The sequence below is a fragment of the Brevundimonas sp. AC546 genome (assembly GCF_979258305.1).
Genome location: NZ_OZ409849.1, coordinates 1,903,964 through 1,921,379, shown reverse-complemented (window position 1 = coordinate 1,921,379; position 17,416 = coordinate 1,903,964). Strand labels below are relative to the sequence as shown.

At 68.9% G+C, this 17,416-nt stretch carries 18 protein-coding genes; 12 read left to right on the top strand and 6 right to left on the bottom strand.

The window, feature by feature from the left end:
* From ACZZZD_RS09565 to ACZZZD_RS09555, 3 genes are all read left to right on the top strand, one after another.
* Positions 1-270, top strand: coding sequence for an ATP synthase F1 subunit epsilon (locus ACZZZD_RS09565; RefSeq protein ID WP_463434575.1), 270 nt, complete (start codon positions 1-3; stop codon positions 268-270).
* 160 nt (positions 271-430) lie between these two features.
* Positions 431-1,015: a hypothetical protein gene (locus ACZZZD_RS09560; protein ID WP_463434573.1), complete on the top strand. Its 585-nt coding sequence runs from the start codon at positions 431-433 to the stop codon at positions 1,013-1,015.
* A 31-nt stretch (positions 1,016-1,046) separates the two neighbouring features.
* Positions 1,047-2,180 (top strand): serine hydrolase domain-containing protein, encoded by a 1,134-nt coding sequence (locus ACZZZD_RS09555; RefSeq protein WP_463434571.1) that lies wholly within the window; start codon positions 1,047-1,049, stop codon positions 2,178-2,180.
* Here ACZZZD_RS09555 and ACZZZD_RS09550 read toward each other — a convergent pair.
* From ACZZZD_RS09550 to ACZZZD_RS09540, 3 genes are all read right to left on the bottom strand, one after another.
* Positions 2,165-3,679: a DHA2 family efflux MFS transporter permease subunit gene (locus ACZZZD_RS09550; protein ID WP_463434569.1), complete on the bottom strand. Its 1,515-nt coding sequence runs from the start codon at positions 3,677-3,679 to the stop codon at positions 2,165-2,167. The genes ACZZZD_RS09555 and ACZZZD_RS09550 overlap by 16 nt on opposite strands.
* Before the next feature lie 26 nt (positions 3,680-3,705).
* Positions 3,706-4,629, bottom strand: a complete 924-nt coding sequence (gene rarD / locus ACZZZD_RS09545; protein WP_463434567.1) for an EamA family transporter RarD — start codon at positions 4,627-4,629, stop codon at positions 3,706-3,708.
* A 145-nt stretch (positions 4,630-4,774) separates the two neighbouring features.
* The gene (locus ACZZZD_RS09540; RefSeq protein WP_463434565.1) at positions 4,775-5,821 is read right to left on the bottom strand and encodes an aspartate-semialdehyde dehydrogenase; all 1,047 of its coding nucleotides are present in this window, start codon (positions 5,819-5,821) and stop codon (positions 4,775-4,777) included.
* Positions 5,822-5,970: 149 nt separating this feature from the next.
* Between ACZZZD_RS09540 and zapE the strand changes: the two genes are divergently transcribed.
* A complete protein-coding gene (zapE, locus tag ACZZZD_RS09535; RefSeq protein WP_463434563.1) occupies positions 5,971-7,062 on the top strand; it encodes a cell division protein ZapE in 1,092 nt (363 codons plus the stop codon).
* Between the two features lie 183 nt (positions 7,063-7,245).
* Here the strand turns inward: zapE and mdh are convergent, their stop codons facing one another.
* Positions 7,246-8,208: a malate dehydrogenase gene (gene mdh / locus ACZZZD_RS09530; RefSeq protein WP_463434561.1), complete on the bottom strand. Its 963-nt coding sequence runs from the start codon at positions 8,206-8,208 to the stop codon at positions 7,246-7,248.
* Positions 8,209-8,348: 140 nt separating this feature from the next.
* Here mdh and ACZZZD_RS09525 point away from each other — a divergent pair, with 140 nt between their 5' ends.
* On the top strand, positions 8,349-9,242 hold the full coding sequence (locus tag ACZZZD_RS09525) for an SIMPL domain-containing protein (protein WP_463434559.1): 894 nt from the start codon (positions 8,349-8,351) through the stop codon (positions 9,240-9,242).
* A gap of 2 nt (positions 9,243-9,244) precedes the next feature.
* Positions 9,245-9,652, top strand: a complete 408-nt coding sequence (locus tag ACZZZD_RS09520; RefSeq protein ID WP_463434557.1) for an HIT domain-containing protein — start codon at positions 9,245-9,247, stop codon at positions 9,650-9,652.
* 139 nt (positions 9,653-9,791) lie between these two features.
* On the opposite strand, the gene ACZZZD_RS09515 is transcribed toward ACZZZD_RS09520, so the two are convergent.
* Positions 9,792-10,628, bottom strand: a complete 837-nt coding sequence (locus ACZZZD_RS09515) for an aldo/keto reductase (protein WP_463434555.1) — start codon at positions 10,626-10,628, stop codon at positions 9,792-9,794.
* A gap of 48 nt (positions 10,629-10,676) precedes the next feature.
* Here ACZZZD_RS09515 and ACZZZD_RS09510 point away from each other — a divergent pair, with 48 nt between their 5' ends.
* A complete protein-coding gene (locus ACZZZD_RS09510; RefSeq protein ID WP_463434554.1) occupies positions 10,677-11,648 on the top strand; it encodes an alpha/beta fold hydrolase in 972 nt (323 codons plus the stop codon).
* Here ACZZZD_RS09510 and ACZZZD_RS09505 read toward each other — a convergent pair.
* Entirely contained in the window at positions 11,645-12,649 is a 1,005-nt protein-coding gene (locus tag ACZZZD_RS09505) for an LLM class flavin-dependent oxidoreductase (RefSeq protein WP_463434552.1), read from the bottom strand. The genes ACZZZD_RS09510 and ACZZZD_RS09505 overlap by 4 nt on opposite strands.
* 103 nt (positions 12,650-12,752) lie before the next feature.
* On the opposite strand from ACZZZD_RS09505, the gene ACZZZD_RS09500 reads away from it, so the two are divergent.
* The 5 genes from ACZZZD_RS09500 to ACZZZD_RS09480 all read left to right on the top strand — a co-directional run bounded on the left by ACZZZD_RS09500 (position 12,753) and on the right by ACZZZD_RS09480 (position 17,359).
* Entirely contained in the window at positions 12,753-13,103 is a 351-nt protein-coding gene (locus ACZZZD_RS09500) for a ribonuclease (protein WP_463434550.1), read from the top strand.
* A gap of 75 nt (positions 13,104-13,178) precedes the next feature.
* Entirely contained in the window at positions 13,179-13,682 is a 504-nt protein-coding gene (locus ACZZZD_RS09495) for a hypothetical protein (protein ID WP_463434548.1), read from the top strand.
* Positions 13,679-14,476 carry a phosphatase PAP2 family protein gene (locus ACZZZD_RS09490; RefSeq protein WP_463434546.1) on the top strand — a complete coding sequence of 266 codons (798 nt, stop codon included), beginning with the start codon at positions 13,679-13,681 and terminating at the stop codon, positions 14,474-14,476. Before ACZZZD_RS09495 ends, ACZZZD_RS09490 begins: the two co-directional genes overlap by 4 nt.
* Before the next feature lies 1 nt (position 14,477).
* Positions 14,478-15,431 carry a right-handed parallel beta-helix repeat-containing protein gene (locus ACZZZD_RS09485; protein ID WP_463434545.1) on the top strand — a complete coding sequence of 318 codons (954 nt, stop codon included), beginning with the start codon at positions 14,478-14,480 and terminating at the stop codon, positions 15,429-15,431.
* Positions 15,432-15,505: 74 nt separating this feature from the next.
* Positions 15,506-17,359 (top strand): M20/M25/M40 family metallo-hydrolase, encoded by a 1,854-nt coding sequence (locus ACZZZD_RS09480; protein ID WP_463434543.1) that lies wholly within the window; start codon positions 15,506-15,508, stop codon positions 17,357-17,359.
* Positions 17,360-17,416: the final 57 nt, after the last annotated feature.

Here is a 17,416-nt window from a genome sequence, read left to right as displayed (position 1 = left end):
ATGGCCGGCAAGCTGAACTTCTCCCTCGTCTCGCCGGAACGCGAGGTCTTTTCGGGCCTCGTGGACCAGGTGGACGCGCCGGGCGTCGAGGGCGACTTCGGCGTCCTGCCGGACCACGCCCCCTTCATGACCGCCCTGCGCGAGGGTCTGGTGACCGTCTATAACGGCGGGACCAAGATCCAGTACGATGTCCACGGCGGCTTTGCCGACGTCAACGGCGAAGGCCTGACCATCTTGGCCGAACAGGCGACCGAGGTCGTCGCGGTCTGAACCTGTTCAAGGGTCGAAACGATCAAAGGCCCCGCGCTCCGGTGCGGGGCCTTTTTCGTAATAGGCTATTCATTTGACCCAGCCGGGTGTTGCTGCAACCCTCAGGTATCGCAGGGGGCTGGTGATGTCGAAATTAGAACGGACGAGCGCTGGCGGCAGGATGCTGCGAGTTCTGACGTCTTTGGCCGGGGCGTGCCTGATCGGAGCCTTGCTCGGTGGTTTTGCCGCTCAGACACCCGAGGCGCGCCGCACCCAGCCCGCGCCCTATGCGGCGCTGACCTCGCCGACCGCAGCCATGGGCATCGTGTTTTCGGACATCTGCATGACGGCGGTGCGCGATGGGTCTTCGATCGAGGCGTTGGCGCTGGATCACTGGCTGCGGCCCGTTCCGCCGCGCTCGACCGGATCGCCCACGGCGACGACGGCGTGGCGGCTGGCCTCCTATTCCAAGGTCTTCGTCGTGGCCCTGCCGAACGGGGGATGCTCCGCTTCGGTGGAGGGCGGCGATCCCGAGGCGTTGCGAGAGGCGGCGGTCGTCCTGACGGCGCGTCATGGCGCCTTCGTCGAAGGCCAGACCATCCCGGGAGACAACAACAGCCGCACAGTCTGGTGTACGGGCGAGGCGCAACGGCCGATGATCGCGGTTCTGGTCAAGCGCACCGAGGGGCGACGTCCCGCCTTCGTCGCCAATGTCTTCCGGGCTGATAACGCCCGTCCTAGTTTCTGCACGCCCGCGCGCGGCTGACAGGCGGCCGGCGGGCGGCTAAGACCAGCCCATGACCGATCCGATCGACATCCAAGGCGTCTGCGCTCCCGGCTATGAGGGCGTGCGTGAGGCGTTCGCCGCCAACTTCACCGAGGCGCCCGAGGGGCTGAACGAGCAGGCGGCGCGGTTCAGCGTGCTGGTCGAGGGCGAGGCGGTCGTCGATCTGTGGGCGGGCCATGCGGATACGGCGAAGACGACGCCGTTCACCGATGCGACCCTGACCTCGGTCTTCTCGACCGGCAAGGCGGTGATGGCGATCCTGATGGCGACGGCGGTCGAGGCGGGGCAGGTCGACTATGACCAGACGGTCGCCTCGCTGTGGCCCGAGTTCGGGGCGGCGGGCAAGGCGGACGTGACCGTGGCCCAGTTGATGAGCCACCAGTCGGGCCTCCCCGGCTTCTCCGAGGCGGTCGATCCGACGATCTGGTTCGATGTGCCCGCCGTGCTGGCGCGGTTGGCGGCCCAGCCGCCGATGTGGGCGCCGGGCACGGCCTCGGGCTATCACCCCGTCACGGTCGGCTATCTGGCCAATGAGGTGTTTCGCCGCGCGACGGGACGGACCATGGGTCAGGCCCTGCGCCAGGACTTCCCCGAGCTGGATCTGTGGATCGGCCTGCCGGAGAGCGAGCACGGGCGGGTGGCGCAGATGAGGAAGCCGACCGCAGCGCCCAGCCTGGGAACCATTGATCCGATCAAACAGGCCGCCTTCCTGGATCGCGGTTCGGCGCCCGGCGGACGGGGCTCTGCCGCGTGGCGCGAGATGGAGATCCCGTCGGCCAACCTGCACGGCACGGCCCTGGGGCTGGCGCGGATGCTAGGCGTGGTCGCCAATGGCGGGACGCTGGATGGCCGGTCCGTGCTGTCGGCGGGGACGCTGGAGCAGTTGACGCGCGAACGCATCCACGGGCCGGACAAGGTGCTGCCGTTCGAGATCAGTTGGGCGGCGGGGCTGATGCGCAACGACGGGCTGAAGGTGTTCGGGCCGGATGAAGCGTTCGGCCACTACGGCTGGGGCGGGTCGATGGCCATGGCCGATCCGTCGCGCCGGTTGTCGGCGGCCTATGTGATGACGCGCCAGTCGCCGCACCTGATTGGCGATCCCCGGCCCAAGCGCCTGTTGGACGCCCTTTACGCCGCCTTCTGAACAGGGCCGGGCGCGGTCAGCAGGCCGATCAGCCCCGCCAGGCCCGCACAGGCCGCGCAAGCCAGGATCACCGTCCGGAAGGCGGCGTGGAAGGCGTCGCGGCCGAGGGGCGTCATCTCGGCGCCCGACATGACCTGGGCCAGCAGGGCGCGGCCGTCAGGCTGGTCCGCGACTGCGGCGAAGACCGCTGACAGCACCAGACCCAGCAGGGCCACGGCCAGCAGGCTTGCGACCCGCGCCACCGCGTTGTTGACGCCCGAGGCCACGCCGGTGTGGCCCGGCTGGACCGCCCCCATCACTGTCGCCGTCAGCGGTCCGACGGCCAGGGTCATGCCGATCGCCATCACCGTCATTCCCGCCAGCGGCCCGTCGACATAGCCCGCGCCGGGCGCAGGGACCGCCAGCAGGGCCAGGCCGATGCCCGCCAATGCCGGGCCGACGCTCAGCGAAAGGCGCGCGCCGAATCGGTCGGCGATCCGCCCGGCCAGCCCCGAGAACAGACCCATGACGGCGGCGAAGGGCAGCATGGCCGCCCCCGCCTCGGTGGCGCTCCAGCCATGGACCCGGATCAGGTCGAACGGCAGGAAGAACATGGCGCCGCCCAGGGCGAAATAGAGCAGCAGGGTCAGCAGATTGACGCCGCTGAACACCGAAGATCGAAACAGGGCCAGCGGCATCATCGGCCGCTGCTCGCGCGCCTCGGCCCAGACGAAGGCGGCCAGCAGCGCGACGCCGCCGACCAGTCCGCCGAGAATGAGCGGCGAGGCGAAGCCCAGATCGGGCGCCGCCGTCAGCGCCCAGGTCAGGGCGCCCAGTCCTGCGACCGCCAGCACGGCGCCCAGCCAGTCCAGGCCCTTGGCGTCGGGATCGCGGCTCTCGGGCGTGACCGCCAGGGTGACGACGGCGGTCAGGATCGCCAAGGGGACATTGATCCAGAAGATGGCGCGCCAGTCGGCGGCGTCGGCCAGCCATCCGCCGATCAGCGGCCCGATCATGCCGGTCAGGGCGCCGAAGCCGGCCCAGGTCCCAAAGGCCTTGCCGCGCTCCTCCGGCGGGAAGGTCGCGCCGGTCACCGCCAGGGCGCCGGGCGTCAGCAGGGCCGCGCCGATCCCCTGCACCGCCCGACCGGCGATCAGGGCCTGAACCGAGGGCGCCAGGGCGCAGCCGATAGAGGCCAGGGCGAAGATCGCCACGCCGATCAGGAAGACGCGGCGTCGCCCGAACCGGTCGCCCGCCGCCCCGCCGATCAAAACGAGGGCGCCCAGGGTCAGCAGATAGGCGTTCGACACCCACTGCACCGCCGCCGTGCCCGCCGCGAGGTCGCGCTGCACGGCGGGCAGGGCGACGCCTAGGGCCGAGCCGTCGATGAAGGTCAGGCTGGATCCCAGGACGGTCGCCGCCAGCACCCAGCGTTTGCGCGCCGCCGACAGGTCATGCTCGGGATGGGCGGCGGCGTGGACCTGTCCGCCTTCGCAGGGGCCGGGTTGGGCGGTCGTCATGGCCTCGCCTCCTTGAAGAGCGGAGGCTACGCCGGTTCCGCCGTGGTCTTCAACGCCTCGCGCGCCGCACGGCTGCGATTGGCGGCGCCCAGGGCGAAGACGCCGGCGCCGACCCAGATGAAGACGAAGGAGACGATGCGCAGCGGGGTCAGGGCCTCGCCTGTCAGGACGCCGCAGGCGAACTGGAGCGTGGGGGCCAGAAACTGGATGAAGCCGACGGTGGACAGGGGCAGGCGTCTCGCCGACCAGGCGAACAGCACCAGGGGGATCACCGTCGCCGGCCCGTTGATCAGGGCCCACATCAGGCCGGACGGCGAGGCGAAGCCGACCGCCTGGCCATGCGTGGTCAGCCAAACCAGGAAGACCGCGCCGATGGGCAGCAACACCAGACATTCGACGAACAGGCCGGTCTGAGCCGAGGCGGGGACACGCTTTCGGATCACCGCATAGCCGCAGAAGGTGACGGCCAGGGTCAGGCCGATGATCGGCACATGGCCCAGGGCGACGGTCTGGATCACCACCCCGACGGCGGCGAGGCCGATGGCGACGGCGCTCCAGCGGTCGATCTTCTCGCGGAACAGCACCGCGCCCGCCGCCATGTTGAGCAGGGGATTGATATAGTAGCCGAGGCTGGCCTCCAGCGTCGCATGGTGCGTCGTGGCGTAGACGTAGAGGCTCCAGTTGGTGGCGATCAGCAGGGCTGAAAGGGCCAGCCACGCCAGGGTGCGCGGCGTGGCCAGCACCTTGCGCGCCTCGCCCCACTGACCCGCCAGCAGCAGGACGAGGCCGGCGACGAAGACCGACCAGACGGCTCGGTGGGCCAGGATCTCGGGCGCGCCGAAGCCGTGGGCCGCCATCGCCATGAACAGCAGCGGCAAGAGGCCCCACAGGGTGTAGCAGGCGATGGCCGTGCCGACCGCGCGGGGGTCATTGGGGGTGGCGGAGGTCATTGGCGCATGTCCTTCCAAGCCTTCGACGTCATCCTCGGGCTTGACCCGAGGATCGAGTGATCGGCCGCTGGTGCGAACGGACGAGGCATGGGCGCTTTGTCAGGTCCGATCCTCGGGTCAAGCCCGAGGATGATGGGGCGGATGCTTACACCGTAATCGAACGGTATCCCGACGACGACGTGATGACGCCCGTCTCGTCCAGCAGCTGGGCGATCTGGATGGCGTTCAGGGCGGCGCCCTTACGCAGGTTGTCGGACACGACCCACAGGTTCAGGCCGTTTTCGACCGTCGGATCCTTGCGGATGCGCGACACATAGACGGCGTGTTCGCCGGCGGCGTCGACGGGGGTGATGTAGCCGTCGTGCTCCTGCTTATCGATCACCAGCACGCCCGGCGCCTCGCGCAGGATGGCGCGGGCCTCGTCGGGTTCCATGGCGCGGTCGAACTCGATGTTCACGGCCTCGGAGTGGCCCACGAAGACCGGCACCCGCACGCAGGTGACGGTGACCTTGATGTCGGGGTCCAGCATCTTGTGCGTCTCGTCCGACATCTTCTGCTCCTCGTCGGTCGAGCCGTCCTCGAGGAAGGCGCCGATGTAGGGGATGACGTTGAAGGCGATCTGTTTGGGGAACTTCTTGGGACGCGCGTCGCCCAGGCCGTAGATGGCCTTGGTCTGGTTCCACAGCTCGTCCATGCCTTCCTTGCCGGCGCCGGACACCGACTGATAGGTCGAGACCACCACTCGCTTGATCTTGGCCGCATCGTGCAGGGGCTTCAGCGCCGTCACCAGCTGGATGGTCGAGCAGTTGGGGTTGGCGATGATGTTCTTCTTGGTCGCCAGTTTGATGGCGTCCGGGTTCACTTCCGGCACGATCAGCGGCACGTCGGCGTCCTTGCGGAAGGCCGAGGAGTTGTCGATCACGATGGGACCGGCCTTGCCGATCTTTTCAGACCATTCGCGCGACACGTCGCCGCCGGCGGACATCAGGACGATGTCGACGGTCGAGAAGTCGAACTGTTCGATGTCCTGGCATTTGATGGTCTTGTCGCCGAATGAGACCTCGACCCCCTTGGACTTGCGCGAGGCGATGGCGTGGATGGCGTCGACGGGGAATTCGACCTCTTCCAGGATGTTCAGCATTTCGCGGCCCACATTGCCCGTGGCTCCGACGATGGCGACGCGATAACCCATGATGCTTGGTCCTTCGGACGCGCTACGCTCGGCTCAGCGGAGCCTCGCTGCTTGAGCGCCTTTTTTTGGTGGTGTTCGGCATTGCAAATAGGCGTTCGGGGCCGCGAAGCAATCGCTTTTCGGCGGAGGGGGCGTTAAGCAGCCGTCCCATGACCTCCCGCATCCGCAACGCCTACGATATCCGCGTGGAAGAGGGCGTGCTGACGCCAGATCCAGAGCAGGCCGGCGTGATCGCGGCGCTGGAGCGGCTGGAGGTCGATCTGGCCAAGCGCGGCCTGTTCGGCAAGGCGCCGGAGGTGCGGGGCGTCTACCTCTATGGGCCGCCAGGACGCGGCAAGTCGATGCTGATGGACCTGTTCTATTCGGCGACGCCTGAGCCGCGAAAGACGCGCGCCCACTTCCACGCCTTCATGGCCCGCATCCACGAGCTGGTGAAACAGTGGCGCGAGGGGGATGCGAAAACGCGTAAGGCCGTGTTCGGCGCCCATAAGGGCGACGACCCGATTCCGCCGATCGCCAAGCTGATCGCGTCGGAAGCCCGGTTGCTGTGTTTCGACGAACTGCAGGTGACGGACATCGCCGACGCCATGATCCTGGGACGGCTGTTCGAGGCCCTGTTCGAGGATCGGGTGGTGCTGGCCATCACCTCGAACCGCGCGCCGGAGGACCTGTACAAGAACGGCATCAACCGCCAGCTCTTCACGCCCTTCATCGACATCATCCGCGACCGTTGCGCGGTGGTGGAGATGGCCGGGGCGCGCGACTGGCGGCGGGACCGAATGACCTCGGCCCAGGTGTGGCACACGCCCGACGACCGGGCGGCGTTCGAGGATCTGTGGCGTGAGCTGAAGGGCGGGGAGCCGGAGGAGCCGGCGCATCTGACCGTGCTGGGTCGCGACGTGGTGGTGGAACGCACCGTCGGCTCGATGGCGCGAGCGACGTTCGCGGAACTGTGCAGCAAGCCGCTGGGGCCGCAGGACTATCTGGCCATCGCCCAGAGGTTCCACACCCTGTTCCTGGAAGACGTGCCGATCCTGAGTTCGGCCAACCACCACGAGGCGCGGCGTCTGGTGACGCTGGTGGACGCGCTGTACGAGGCCAAGACCAAGCTGATCGTGCTGGCGGCGGCCAAGCCGGAGGCCCTCTATACCGAGGGGATGGGGGCGTTCGAGTTCGAGCGGACCGTGTCGCGTTTCAACGAGATGCAGAGCAAGGACTGGCTGGCGCACGTCCGCGACTGACGGCTAGGGTGACGTCTGACCTTCGGAGAGTTTCCATGCGCCGCTGTGCGACACGGCCCGCACCGTAACCCCTCATCCGGCCCTTTGGGCCACCTTCTCCCTCAGGGAGAAGGGAAGAGTCACGGGAATTGAAAAGGGCCGCGGATCGCTCCGCAGCCCTTCGTTATTCGATTGACGCGTGGCTTACGCCAGCGAGGCGTCGATATCCTTGCAGGCCTGCAGCAGGCCCTGGACCGAGGCGACGGACTTTTCGAACATCGCCTTTTCGTCGTCGTTGGTGGTGAACTCGATCACCTTCTCGACGCCGTCGGCGCCGATCAGGGCGGGGACGCCGACATAGAGGTCCGACAGGCCGTATTCGCCGGACAGCCAGACGGCGCAGGGCAGGACGCGCTTCTGGTCCAGCAGGTAGGACTTGGCCATGGCGATGGCGCTTTCGGCCGGGGCGTAGAAGGCCGAGCCGGTCTTCAGCAGGGCCACGATCTCGCCGCCGCCCTTGCGGGTACGGTCGACGATGGCGTCCAGATCGGCTTGGCTCAGCAGGCCGGCGGCGACGGCGTCCGGCAGGGGCAGGCCGCCGACGGTCGAGTGGCGCACCATCGGCACCATGTCGTCGCCGTGGCCGCCCAGGGTCCAGGCGTGGATGTCCTGAACCGAGACGCCGGTCTTTTCCGCCAGGAAGTAGGCGAAGCGGGCCGAGTCCAGCACGCCGGCCATGCCGACGACCTTCTCCTTGGGCAGGCCCGAGAACTTCTGCAGGGCCCAGACCATGGCGTCGAGCGGGTTGGTGATGCAGATGACGAAGGCGTTGGGGGCGTGGGCCTTGATGCCTTCGCCGACGGCCTTCATGACCTTCAGGTTGATGCCGATCAGGTCGTCGCGGCTCATGCCCGGCTTGCGCGGCACGCCGGCGGTGACGATGCAGACGTCGGCGCCCGCGATGTCGGCATAGTCGTTGGCGCCCTTCAGGGCCACGTCCGAGCCGAAGACGGCGGTGGCCTCGGCGATGTCGAGGGCCTTGCCTTGCGGCGTGCCTTCGGCGATGTCGAACAGGATCACGTCGCCCAGGGCTTCGCGCGCGGCCACGTGGGCCAGGGTTCCGCCGATCATGCCGGCGCCGATAAGGGCGATCTTCGCGCGAGCCATGGATGTCTCCGTTTTATTGCGTGTGCGAAATGGGGATTAATCGTGCGGGCGGTCTAGACCCCTCAAGCGGCTGTCGCAAGAACCTCGCTTTACGGCCTTGGTCAGGCTTGCGAAGGTCCGGCCTAAACCGGAGGATTTCGATGCGCCGTTCATTGACCCTGGCCCTGCTGCTGGCCGCCGTTGCGACGCCTGCTCTCGCCCAGACCCCGCCCGCCACCATCGGCGACCGCTATATCCCCGCGCCCTGGTGGATGCGCGATCCGGTGATCGCCTCGGTCGGTCAGGTGCGGGTCGAAATCCAGGCTAACCGCGCCTTCGTCTCCGCCAGCTTCCAGTCGGTGGACCGCAGCGTCACGGAGGCCTCGCGCGCCGCCGCCGACCAGGTGCGAGCGTTGAGCCAGTCGCTGTCGGCATACGGTGCGGACAAGGTGCGGGTCGAGACCAGCGTCACCACTCGGCCTCTGTACGATCAGTACCGCGACGAGAACGGGGTGATGCGCGACAACACCCGCGCCGACCGCGTGGCGCGCTATCAGGCCGACGCCTCCGTCAGCGTGACGGTGCGCGACGTGCGCCTGATCGAGCGGGTCTATGCGACGATCGTGGCCTCGCGCCCGACGTCGATCGGCCAGGTGAACTTCAACCTGGAGCCGGAGAACAGCTGGAAGGCCAATCTGCAGGCCGAGGCGATGAAGGATGCGCGGCGGCGGGCCGAGGCGGCGGCGACGAATGCGGGCGCGACCCTGGGCCGGGTCAAGATCATCGATCCGTCGGGGCGGGTGTGCCAGACGGACGTGCTGGCGGGCTGGCCCTCCTATGCCGCCGGCGGACAGGCGACGACTGTGGACGACATCGTGGTGACCGGATCGCGGGTGAGCGCCGAGGCGGCCTTTGCACCGCCCCCGCCGCCGCCCGCGCCGATGGCGCGCGGGGCAGGGCCGAGCGAGTCGGACATCGAGGCGGCGCGGCTGGCGCTGCAACCGCCGTTGCAGACCCTGACCGACAGCGCCTGCGTCATCTACGGGCTGAACTGAGGATGGGGTTTGAGGTCGCCCCGGCCTTCGAGGCCGGATCGGTCGCCGCCGCCGAATGGCCGCTGTGCCATGTGCGGCTGCAGGACGATGCGCGGTTTCCCTGGCTGATCCTGATCCCGCACGTCGAGGGGGCGGTAGAGCTGGAGGATTTGAGCGTCGAGCAGCGGGCCATGCTGATCGAGGAGACTGTGCGGGCCGGGGCGTTGGTCCGGCGGCTGGGCGCTGTGGAAAAGCTGAACGTCGGCGCCATCGGCAATGTGACGGCGCAACTGCATGTTCATGTGGTGGGGCGGAGGCGCGACGACGGCCTGTGGCCCGATCCGGTGTGGGGGCGAGGGCCGGTTGTTCCGTATACGGACGATGAGCGGGCGCGACTGCTGGGAGTGATCGCGGAAGACTGCTTCTCTTAAGTTCGTCATCCCAGGGCTTGTCCCTGGGATCCAGAACTCCCGGTGTCCGACGCCAGCGCATGAATGCGGAAACACCGGGAGTCGGGATCCTCGCCACGAGGGCGAGGATGACGGCGTCGGAGTGGGGCGCGCTGGCGCCTCAGATAATATCCAGCGGCACCGCATGGTTCGGGGCGCGGAACGCCTCGTCCAGGCGTTCCAGGTCTTCCAGATCGAATTGGATTTCCAGGGCGTCGGCGTTGGCCTCGACGTGTTCGACGGAGCTGGCCTTGGGGATGGCGATGACGCCGTCGTGGCGCAGGACGGCGGCCAGGGCGACCTGGGCCGGGCTGGCCGAATGGCGATTGGCGATGTCGCGGATCAGGGGCTGTTCCAGCAGCTCGCTGCGTCCCAGGGGCGAATAGGCCATCATCGGCATGTCGCGCGCCTGCATCCACGGCAGGAGGTCGAACTCCACCCCGCGCGAGGCCAGATTATAGAGCAACTGATTGGCGGCGCAGTCCTCGCCCCCCTCGATCTCCATCAGCTGCTCCATGGCCCGCAGGTCCAGGTTGGATACGCCCCAGCGGGCGATCATCCCCTCGTCGACCAGGTCGCGGAAGGCCTCGACAGTCTCTTCCAGCGGGACATTGCCTTCCCAGTGCAGCAGGTAGAGATCCAGCCGTTCGACGCCCAGCCGTTCAAGCGACTTCTCGCAGGCCAGCATCATCTTCATCTCCGAGGCGTTCTCGGGCCGGACCTTGGAGACCAGGAAGACCTCGTCGCGGCGGTCGGCGATGACCTCGCCCACCAGCCGTTCGGAGCGGCCATCGCCATACAGTTCGGCCGTGTCGATCAGGGTCATGCCCAGGTCGATGCCGCGCGCCAGGGCCTGTTGCTCCTCGTCGCGCCAGGCGGGGTCGTCGCCCAGCTCCCAGGTGCCTTGGCCGAGGGCGGGAACGGTCGTACCGTCTGCGAATGTGACGAGGCGGGTCATGTCCGTCCTGACGAAGAATAAGCGGCGAAGACCGCAAAGGAGGGTGGAATGCGAACGCGGCTTATCAAGACCGACGGCCTGATCCAACAGGTTCTGGACGCCGGGTTCGAAGACCAGAACGCGCCGCTGGTCCTGCTGATCCACGGCTTTCCCGAACTGGGGGTCAGCTGGCGGGCCCAGGTCGAGGCCTTGTCCCAGGCAGGATACCACGTCGCAGCTCCCGACATGAGGGGTTATGGCGGGACCGAGAAGCCGGCGGGCGTGGACGCCTATTCCATCCTGCACCTGGTCGGGGACATGGTCGATCTGGTCCGGGCGCTGGGTAAGACGTCCTGCGTCGTCGTGGGTCACGACTGGGGCGCGCCGGTGGCCTGGCATTGCGCCCTGCTGAGGCCCGACGTGTTCACGGCCGTGGCGGGCCTGTCGGTGCCGTTCCAGCCGCGCCGGCCCAAGGGACCGCCCACCGCCGCCATGGCCGCGATCTCGAAACGGGCGGGGCTGGGCGACCTCTACATCAGCCGGTTCCAGGCTCCAGACGCCCATCTGGCGCTGGACGCCGATCCGGCGACGGCGTTGAGGAAGCTATTCTACGCTTATGACGGGGCGACGCCTGCGGATCGGCGCTCCACCGGCTTCATGCCCGAAGGCGTGGCCTTGCTGGACACCATCGACGACGCAGCGACCCTGCCGCCGTGGATGAGCGCGGATCATTTCGACGAATATGTGCAGGCGTTTTCTGCTGGCGGGTTCGATGCGCCGCTGAATTGGTATCGGGCGCTGGACCTGAATTGGTCGCTGACGGCCTTCGTGCAGGACCAGACGATCACGCCGCCGGCCTTGTTCGTCGTCGGTGAGGATGACCCGGTGCGCCACTACGCTGGAGGCCATGAGGCGGGGCTGAAGGATTGGGCTCCCGGGCTGACCCGGTCGGTTGTCGTGCCGGGGGGCGGGCACTGGATCCAGCAGGAGCGGTCGGACGAAGTGAACGCGCTGCTGCTGGAGTTTTTGAAAGGGATTTAGGCCGCTTCCGCCTTGTCCATCTGCTCGCGCACCTCGGCGACGATTTCCAGGCTGTGGATGCGGGCGGCGTTGTCGAACATCATTCCGGTGACCATCAGTTCGTCCACGCCGGTCAGGGCGATGAAGTCAGAGAGTTGGCGCTTGACCGTCTCGGGCCCGCCGACGGCGGAATAGATCAGCCGGCCCTTGGCACCCTCGATCTGTTGCGGCGTCAGGACGGTGGTGATGTCGTCGACGGGCGGGGGCAGTTTTCCGGGCTTGCCGGTCGAGAGGCGGGCGAAGCTCTGCTGCATCGAGGTGGACAGGCGCACGCCTTCCGCGTCCGTGTCGGCGGCGAAGACGTTGATCGCGCCCATGGCGTGGGGCTTGGCCAGGCGATCCGAGGGGGTGAAGCTGCGGCGATACAGCGCCAGGGCCTCAAGCAGCAGTTCGGGCGCGAAATGGCTGGCGAAGGCGTAGGGCAGGCCGAGCTGACCGGCCAACTGAGCGCTGAACAGGCTGGAGCCCAGCAGCCAGACCGGCACGCGCAGGCCGGCGCCGGGCACGGCGCGGACGGGCTGGTTCTCGGGCGCCGGTTCGAACCACTGGATCAGCTCGACCACGTCGCGCGGGAACTGGTCGGCGCCCTCGAAATAGCGACGGAGCGCACGGGCGGTCGCGCCGTCCGTGCCGGGCGCGCGACCCAGGCCGACATCGATCCGGCCGGGAAACAGGGTCTCCAGCGTGCCGAACTGTTCGGCGACCACCAGCGGCGCATGATTGGGCAGCATGACACCGCCGGAGCCAACGCGAATACGCTGCGTCCCCGCCGCCACATGGCCGATGACGATCGATGTCGCGGCGCTGGCGATGCCGGGCATGTTGTGGTGCTCGGCCAGCCAGAACCGCTCGTAGCCGAGGCGGTCGGCGGCCTGGGCCAGGGCCAGGGTTTCGTCCAGGCCGCGGCGGGCGTCGCCGCCTTCGACGATGGGGGAGAGGTCGAGAACTGAGAACGGGATCATGACGCCTAGATCGGGGCTGTCTGGCGGGGTTCAAGGGCGCGGGGGCGGAACCGCAACCGGGTCGGGCGCTTTAGACTCATCTCGACCATCGGAGACCTGCGCCATGACGGACATCGATCCCACCAAGCCCGAAGTGGATTGCGACGACGCAAGAGAAGCCGCGGACATGGGCGAGAAGCCGGACCTGGGTCATAAGGCGGATACGCTGATCGACGCGCTGGACGGCAGCGATTCCGGGTCGGATACGCGCGCGGGATCGCTGCGAGGCGGCTCGGCCTCGGGATCGGACGACGATCCCGATTCGCGCGCGATCAATGAGGAACTAGCCGAGGAAGGCCGGGCGGCCGCCGATCCGGACTCCCCCTCGGACGCCGATCGTGGCGGTGTCGAGGGCTCGGGCCGTCGTTTCGACGGTTCTGGCGGTGATCCGGCGGAAGGCGCGCGCGGCGACTGACGACGGCGCCTTGCTGCCGCCGCACGCATGCGCCACGGTGGCGCTTCGACCAAAACGGTCAGGGACGATCTCTCGATGACGCTTCGTTTGGCGGCCGCCGCCGCCGTGGTTCTGTTCTGTCTTGCGGGATGCGACCGCACGACCAAGCCTGCCGACGCGAAACAGGCACCCGATGCGGCGGCCCCGTCGGTGGTCGCCGATACGCCGACGCCGGATCGTGTCGCGCCGTCAGATGTCGCCCCTGTTGCGGCCGCGCCTGCGATCGACGGCGCGCCGGCTTTCGCTGCGATTTATCCAGGCTCTCAGGTCGATGGACAGCCGCTGCTGGCCGGCGGCAAAGCAGGGGCCGGTGGTCTGGTGACCTTCACCACCGACGCCTCGCCGGATCAGGTCGTGGCCTTCTATCGCGAGCGGGCGGAGGCGGCTGGGCTGAGGTCCGTCACCGGCATGAACCAGGGCGAGGCGCGGGCCTATGGCGCAGCCGGCGACCAGGCGAACGGGCCGTCGCTCCAGGTCGTGGCGGCGCCCACGGATGCGGGCGCGACCTCGGTTCAGCTAGGCTGGAGCGCAGGCCAGTGAGACCCGTCGCCGCCCTGGGTGCGGCGATGGCGATCCTGCTGGTCGTCGGTTGCGCCGGCGCCCCGAAACCGGTCGTGACGACGCCGACCGAAGGTTTTTTGGCGCCCGGCGTAATCGCGCGGCTGGCCGAGGCGGTTCTGCCGCCTCCGACGGTCGGGTCGGCCCAGGATCTGGCGGACAAGGCGGCGTCGGTCCGCTATGTCGCGCTGGAGGATGGCGACCGCTGGCTGCTGGCGACATCACACGCGGAACTGCGTCCGCCCTTGGCCCTGCAGCATTTCGATTGCGCCCTGGGCGTGCGGCTGGGGTCCGCCGAGACCCCGGCGCTGGATCGGCTGATGGCGCGGATATTCCATGACGCGAACGAGGTGGCGGAACGGGTGAAGGCGCGCCAGGCGCGGCCCCGGCCTGTCGGCGACGATCCCCAGCGGCGCGCCTGTCAGACCCTGACCGCCGCTGCACGAACCAGCGCCTCCTATCCCTCCGGCAGCGCCGCCGTGGGTGTGGCCTATGGGGAGGCCTTCGCGGCGCTGGAGCCGGATCGGGCCGAGGCGGTGCGGCGGATCGGTCATCAGATCGGCGTCAGCCGACTGATCTGCGCCATGCATTATCCGACCGACGTGGCCGTGGGCGAGGACATCGGCCGCGTGGTCGTCGCTGAGGCGGTGCGGACGCCCGCCTTCCAGGCGGATGTCGCGGCGGCGCGGGCGGAACTGGCGACCGCGCGTCGCAGCGGACTGACCAATCCCGGCTGCGCGGCTGAGCGGGCGGCGCTGGCGACCGTTCTGCCCTGACATGGCGCTGTGGCTCGCCCTGGTCGCCCTGGCGTTTCAGGAGTCGCCCGCCGACCGGCCCTGCACCGCGCAGGAACTGCGCGACCTGACGACGACGTCGGACCAGCCCTATCGCCTGAGGTGTCGCGCCGAGCTGTCGGGCGTCGACGTTCGCCGCCGCGTCCTGATCGAAGGCGCGGAAGCGTCGGGCGCGTCGCTCGACTGCGGCGGGGGCGCTGTCCGCGCACCCGGTCAGGCGACGACCGCGACCCCGACCGTAGGCGTCTGGTCCCGACGTGACGGAGAGGCTTGGTCGCGGCCGGTCGATGTCATGGTGCGCAACTGCACCGTCGTCGGCAATGTGCGCATCTGGGGCATGGGGGCGGGCGGGTCGATGCGAGACCTTCTGGCCTCGTCGCGCACCGCCGGTCATACGCAGGCGGCCCAGTCTGCGGCGCCGATCCGGGTCACCCTGGACCGGGTGCGGTTCGAGGGCGTCGGGACCATACCCCTCTATGTCGGGCCGGGGGTGACGCGAACGACGGTGACGCGTTCGACCTTTTCCGGCCGTTCGACCTCCACAGCCGTCTATCTGGACGCCGAGAGCGCGGGCGCCCTGATCCAGGACAACGATTTCGACATCCGCACCGGGCGCGAGCAGATCGCAGTGGACGGATCGGGCGCCAATCGCATCGTCGGCAACCGGCTGGCCCTGGGCGGAAAAGGCGGGGTCTTCCTTTATCGCAACTGCGGCGAGGACGGGGTGATCCGGCACCAGACGCCGTCCTATAATCAGATCACGGACAATGTCTTCACCGACGCCGGCTGGCTGCGGCCGCGCGCGGTGGTGATCGGCTCGCGCGAGGGCGGGCGGCGCTATTGCGGCGACGACCGGGGCTGGCCCTTCGGCTCCAGCGTGGAGAACGGCGATGGAGCCACCGGCAATGTGACGGCGCGCAACATCGTCCAGCGGTGAGGCCTTTGAGCCGCACTTGCGCAGGCTCGCGGTTCGAGGCTGACTGGGCGCCTGATCGATCGGGGGATTTGAGTATGCGGCTGGTTCTGTTTCTCGCGTCTCTGGCCGCCGCCCTGGGGCTGGCCGTGATCGCCAGCCAGACGCCCGCGCCCCTGCCGGCCTCGACGTCCGCTATCGGCTTTTCCGCTGAACGCGCCATGGTCGATGTGCGCCGCGTCGCTCGCGCGCCCCATCCTGTCGGATCAGCCGAACATCAGCAGGTCCAGACCTATCTGGTCGAGCGGCTGGCCGCCCTGGGGCTGCAACCCGGCCTGCAATCCGGCGCCGTGTCGCCTGCGGCGGTGGCGCGGATCGAGAAGGACGGCGGCGACGCCAGCGCGCTGAGAGCCGTCAATATCGTCGGGGTTCTGCCGGGGCGCAACCTTGGCCTGCCGGCCGTCGCCCTGATGGCGCATTATGACAGCGTGCCCAACTCGCCGGGCGCCGCCGACGATGCGAGCGGCGTGGCGGCGATCCTGGAAGCCGTGCGGGCGATCAAGGCGCGGGGCGGGGCCGAACGGACGCTGGTGGTCCTGCTGACCGACGCCGAGGAACTGAACCTCGATGGGGCGCGCGCCTTCTTCAGCGAACATCCGTTGCGCGACCGCATCGGGGCGGTGATCAATCTGGAGGCGCGGGGCGGCGGCGGGCGCGCCATGATGTTCGAGACCGGCCCCGGCAACGCCGAGACCATCGCCCGCTACGCCCAGGCGACGCAGAAGGCGACCGGCGGTCCGTCCAGCAACGCCCTGGCGATCTTCGTCTATCGGCTGATGCCGAACGGTACGGATTTCACGGTGGCGGCGGGGCGTGAGTTGGCGGGGATCAACCTGGCCTTCATCGGCCGCCCGGCCCAGTACCACTCGCCGGCCTCGACGCCCGAGGTGCTGGATCGGGGCAGTCTGCAGCATATCGGGTCGCAGGCCCTGGAGACTGCCGACGCCTTCCTGCGCGCGCCGACCCTGCCGCAGGCGACGCAGAATGCGGTCTATGCCGACGTGTTCGGCCTGTTTGTTCTGCGTCATCCGCCGGTCGTCGGCTGGGTCCTTCTGATCGTCGCAGGGCTTGCGACCGCCTTCGCCGCCTGGGGGGCGCGTCATGCCACAGGGCTGAGCGGGATGGCGGTGGTGCGGGGCGCGATGGGCGGCCTGTGGCTGCTGGCCAGCGCCGTAGTCGTGGGCCAGGCCGTGCGGGCGCTGGCCGGGCCGGTCGGCAGCCGGATCGATTCGTCAGAGACCTATTACGCCCTGCTGCGCCGACTGCCGGTGCTGGAGATCGGGGTGGCGCTGGCGGTCGCAGGGCTGGTCATGACGCTGGTCGTCGGGCGAGGACGAATCGACCGCAGGGTCGCGGCCGGGATCGTCGCCGTCGCGGCCGTGCTGGCCACGGCGCTTGGCGGTTTCAGCCTTCTGGTCGTCGGCGCGGCGGTGGTCGCTGTGGGGCTGAGCCTGTGGCCCTCCGGCGAGGACGAGACGCCTTGGGGCGGTTGGCTGGGCTTGATCGTGCTGGTGTTGATCCTGGGCGGGCTGGTCCAGGCCGTGGCGCCCGAGGCGGCCTTCCTCTTCCTCTGGCCCGGCCTGATCGCCGCGCTCGCCGCAGCGCTTGCGGCCGTGATCGGGGCCAGCCTGTCGTCCTGGCGCGCCTTGATCCCGGCAGCGGCCGCGACGGTGGTCGTGGGCGGATGGCTACTGGTCCAGGGCCACGGCGTGTTTCTCGGCGTCGGCATGGACCTGCCTGGGGCTTTGGGCCTGATCGCCCTGCTGGTGGTGCTGACGGCCCGGCCTCTGGCGCCGATATCAACAGGCGGGGCGAGGGGGCTGAGCGTGCTCGCGGCCGTCTGTCTGATCGCCGGATGCGGCGCCGCCTTGGCGGCGAGGGCCATCGCTTGACCGGACGGTCCTACGTCAGAAACGGTCGTGCCGGTTCGATGTTCTTGTTTTGATCAA

Excerpts from the sequence above, each read along its gene's own strand:
- ACZZZD_RS09510 (WP_463434554.1), top strand. The coding sequence starts at position 10,677 with ATGCGAACGCGGCTTATCAAGACCGACGGCCTGATCCAACAGGTTCTG.
- rarD (WP_463434567.1), bottom strand. The coding sequence starts at position 4,629 with ATGACCTCCGCCACCCCCAATGACCCCCGCGCGGTCGGCACGGCCATC.
- ACZZZD_RS09480 (WP_463434543.1), top strand. The coding sequence starts at position 15,506 with ATGCGGCTGGTTCTGTTTCTCGCGTCTCTGGCCGCCGCCCTGGGGCTG.
- ACZZZD_RS09525 (WP_463434559.1), top strand. The coding sequence starts at position 8,349 with ATGCGCCGTTCATTGACCCTGGCCCTGCTGCTGGCCGCCGTTGCGACG.
- ACZZZD_RS09485 (WP_463434545.1), top strand. The coding sequence starts at position 14,478 with ATGGCGCTGTGGCTCGCCCTGGTCGCCCTGGCGTTTCAGGAGTCGCCC.
- ACZZZD_RS09520 (WP_463434557.1), top strand. The coding sequence starts at position 9,245 with ATGGGGTTTGAGGTCGCCCCGGCCTTCGAGGCCGGATCGGTCGCCGCC.
- ACZZZD_RS09505 (WP_463434552.1), bottom strand. The coding sequence starts at position 12,649 with ATGATCCCGTTCTCAGTTCTCGACCTCTCCCCCATCGTCGAAGGCGGC.
- ACZZZD_RS09500 (WP_463434550.1), top strand. The coding sequence starts at position 12,753 with ATGACGGACATCGATCCCACCAAGCCCGAAGTGGATTGCGACGACGCA.
- ACZZZD_RS09560 (WP_463434573.1), top strand. The coding sequence starts at position 431 with ATGCTGCGAGTTCTGACGTCTTTGGCCGGGGCGTGCCTGATCGGAGCC.
- mdh (WP_463434561.1), bottom strand. The coding sequence starts at position 8,208 with ATGGCTCGCGCGAAGATCGCCCTTATCGGCGCCGGCATGATCGGCGGA.
- ACZZZD_RS09565 (WP_463434575.1), top strand. The coding sequence starts at position 1 with ATGGCCGGCAAGCTGAACTTCTCCCTCGTCTCGCCGGAACGCGAGGTC.
- ACZZZD_RS09495 (WP_463434548.1), top strand. The coding sequence starts at position 13,179 with ATGACGCTTCGTTTGGCGGCCGCCGCCGCCGTGGTTCTGTTCTGTCTT.
- ACZZZD_RS09555 (WP_463434571.1), top strand. The coding sequence starts at position 1,047 with ATGACCGATCCGATCGACATCCAAGGCGTCTGCGCTCCCGGCTATGAG.
- ACZZZD_RS09540 (WP_463434565.1), bottom strand. The coding sequence starts at position 5,821 with ATGGGTTATCGCGTCGCCATCGTCGGAGCCACGGGCAATGTGGGCCGC.
- zapE (WP_463434563.1), top strand. The coding sequence starts at position 5,971 with ATGACCTCCCGCATCCGCAACGCCTACGATATCCGCGTGGAAGAGGGC.
- ACZZZD_RS09515 (WP_463434555.1), bottom strand. The coding sequence starts at position 10,628 with ATGACCCGCCTCGTCACATTCGCAGACGGTACGACCGTTCCCGCCCTC.
- ACZZZD_RS09550 (WP_463434569.1), bottom strand. The coding sequence starts at position 3,679 with ATGACGACCGCCCAACCCGGCCCCTGCGAAGGCGGACAGGTCCACGCC.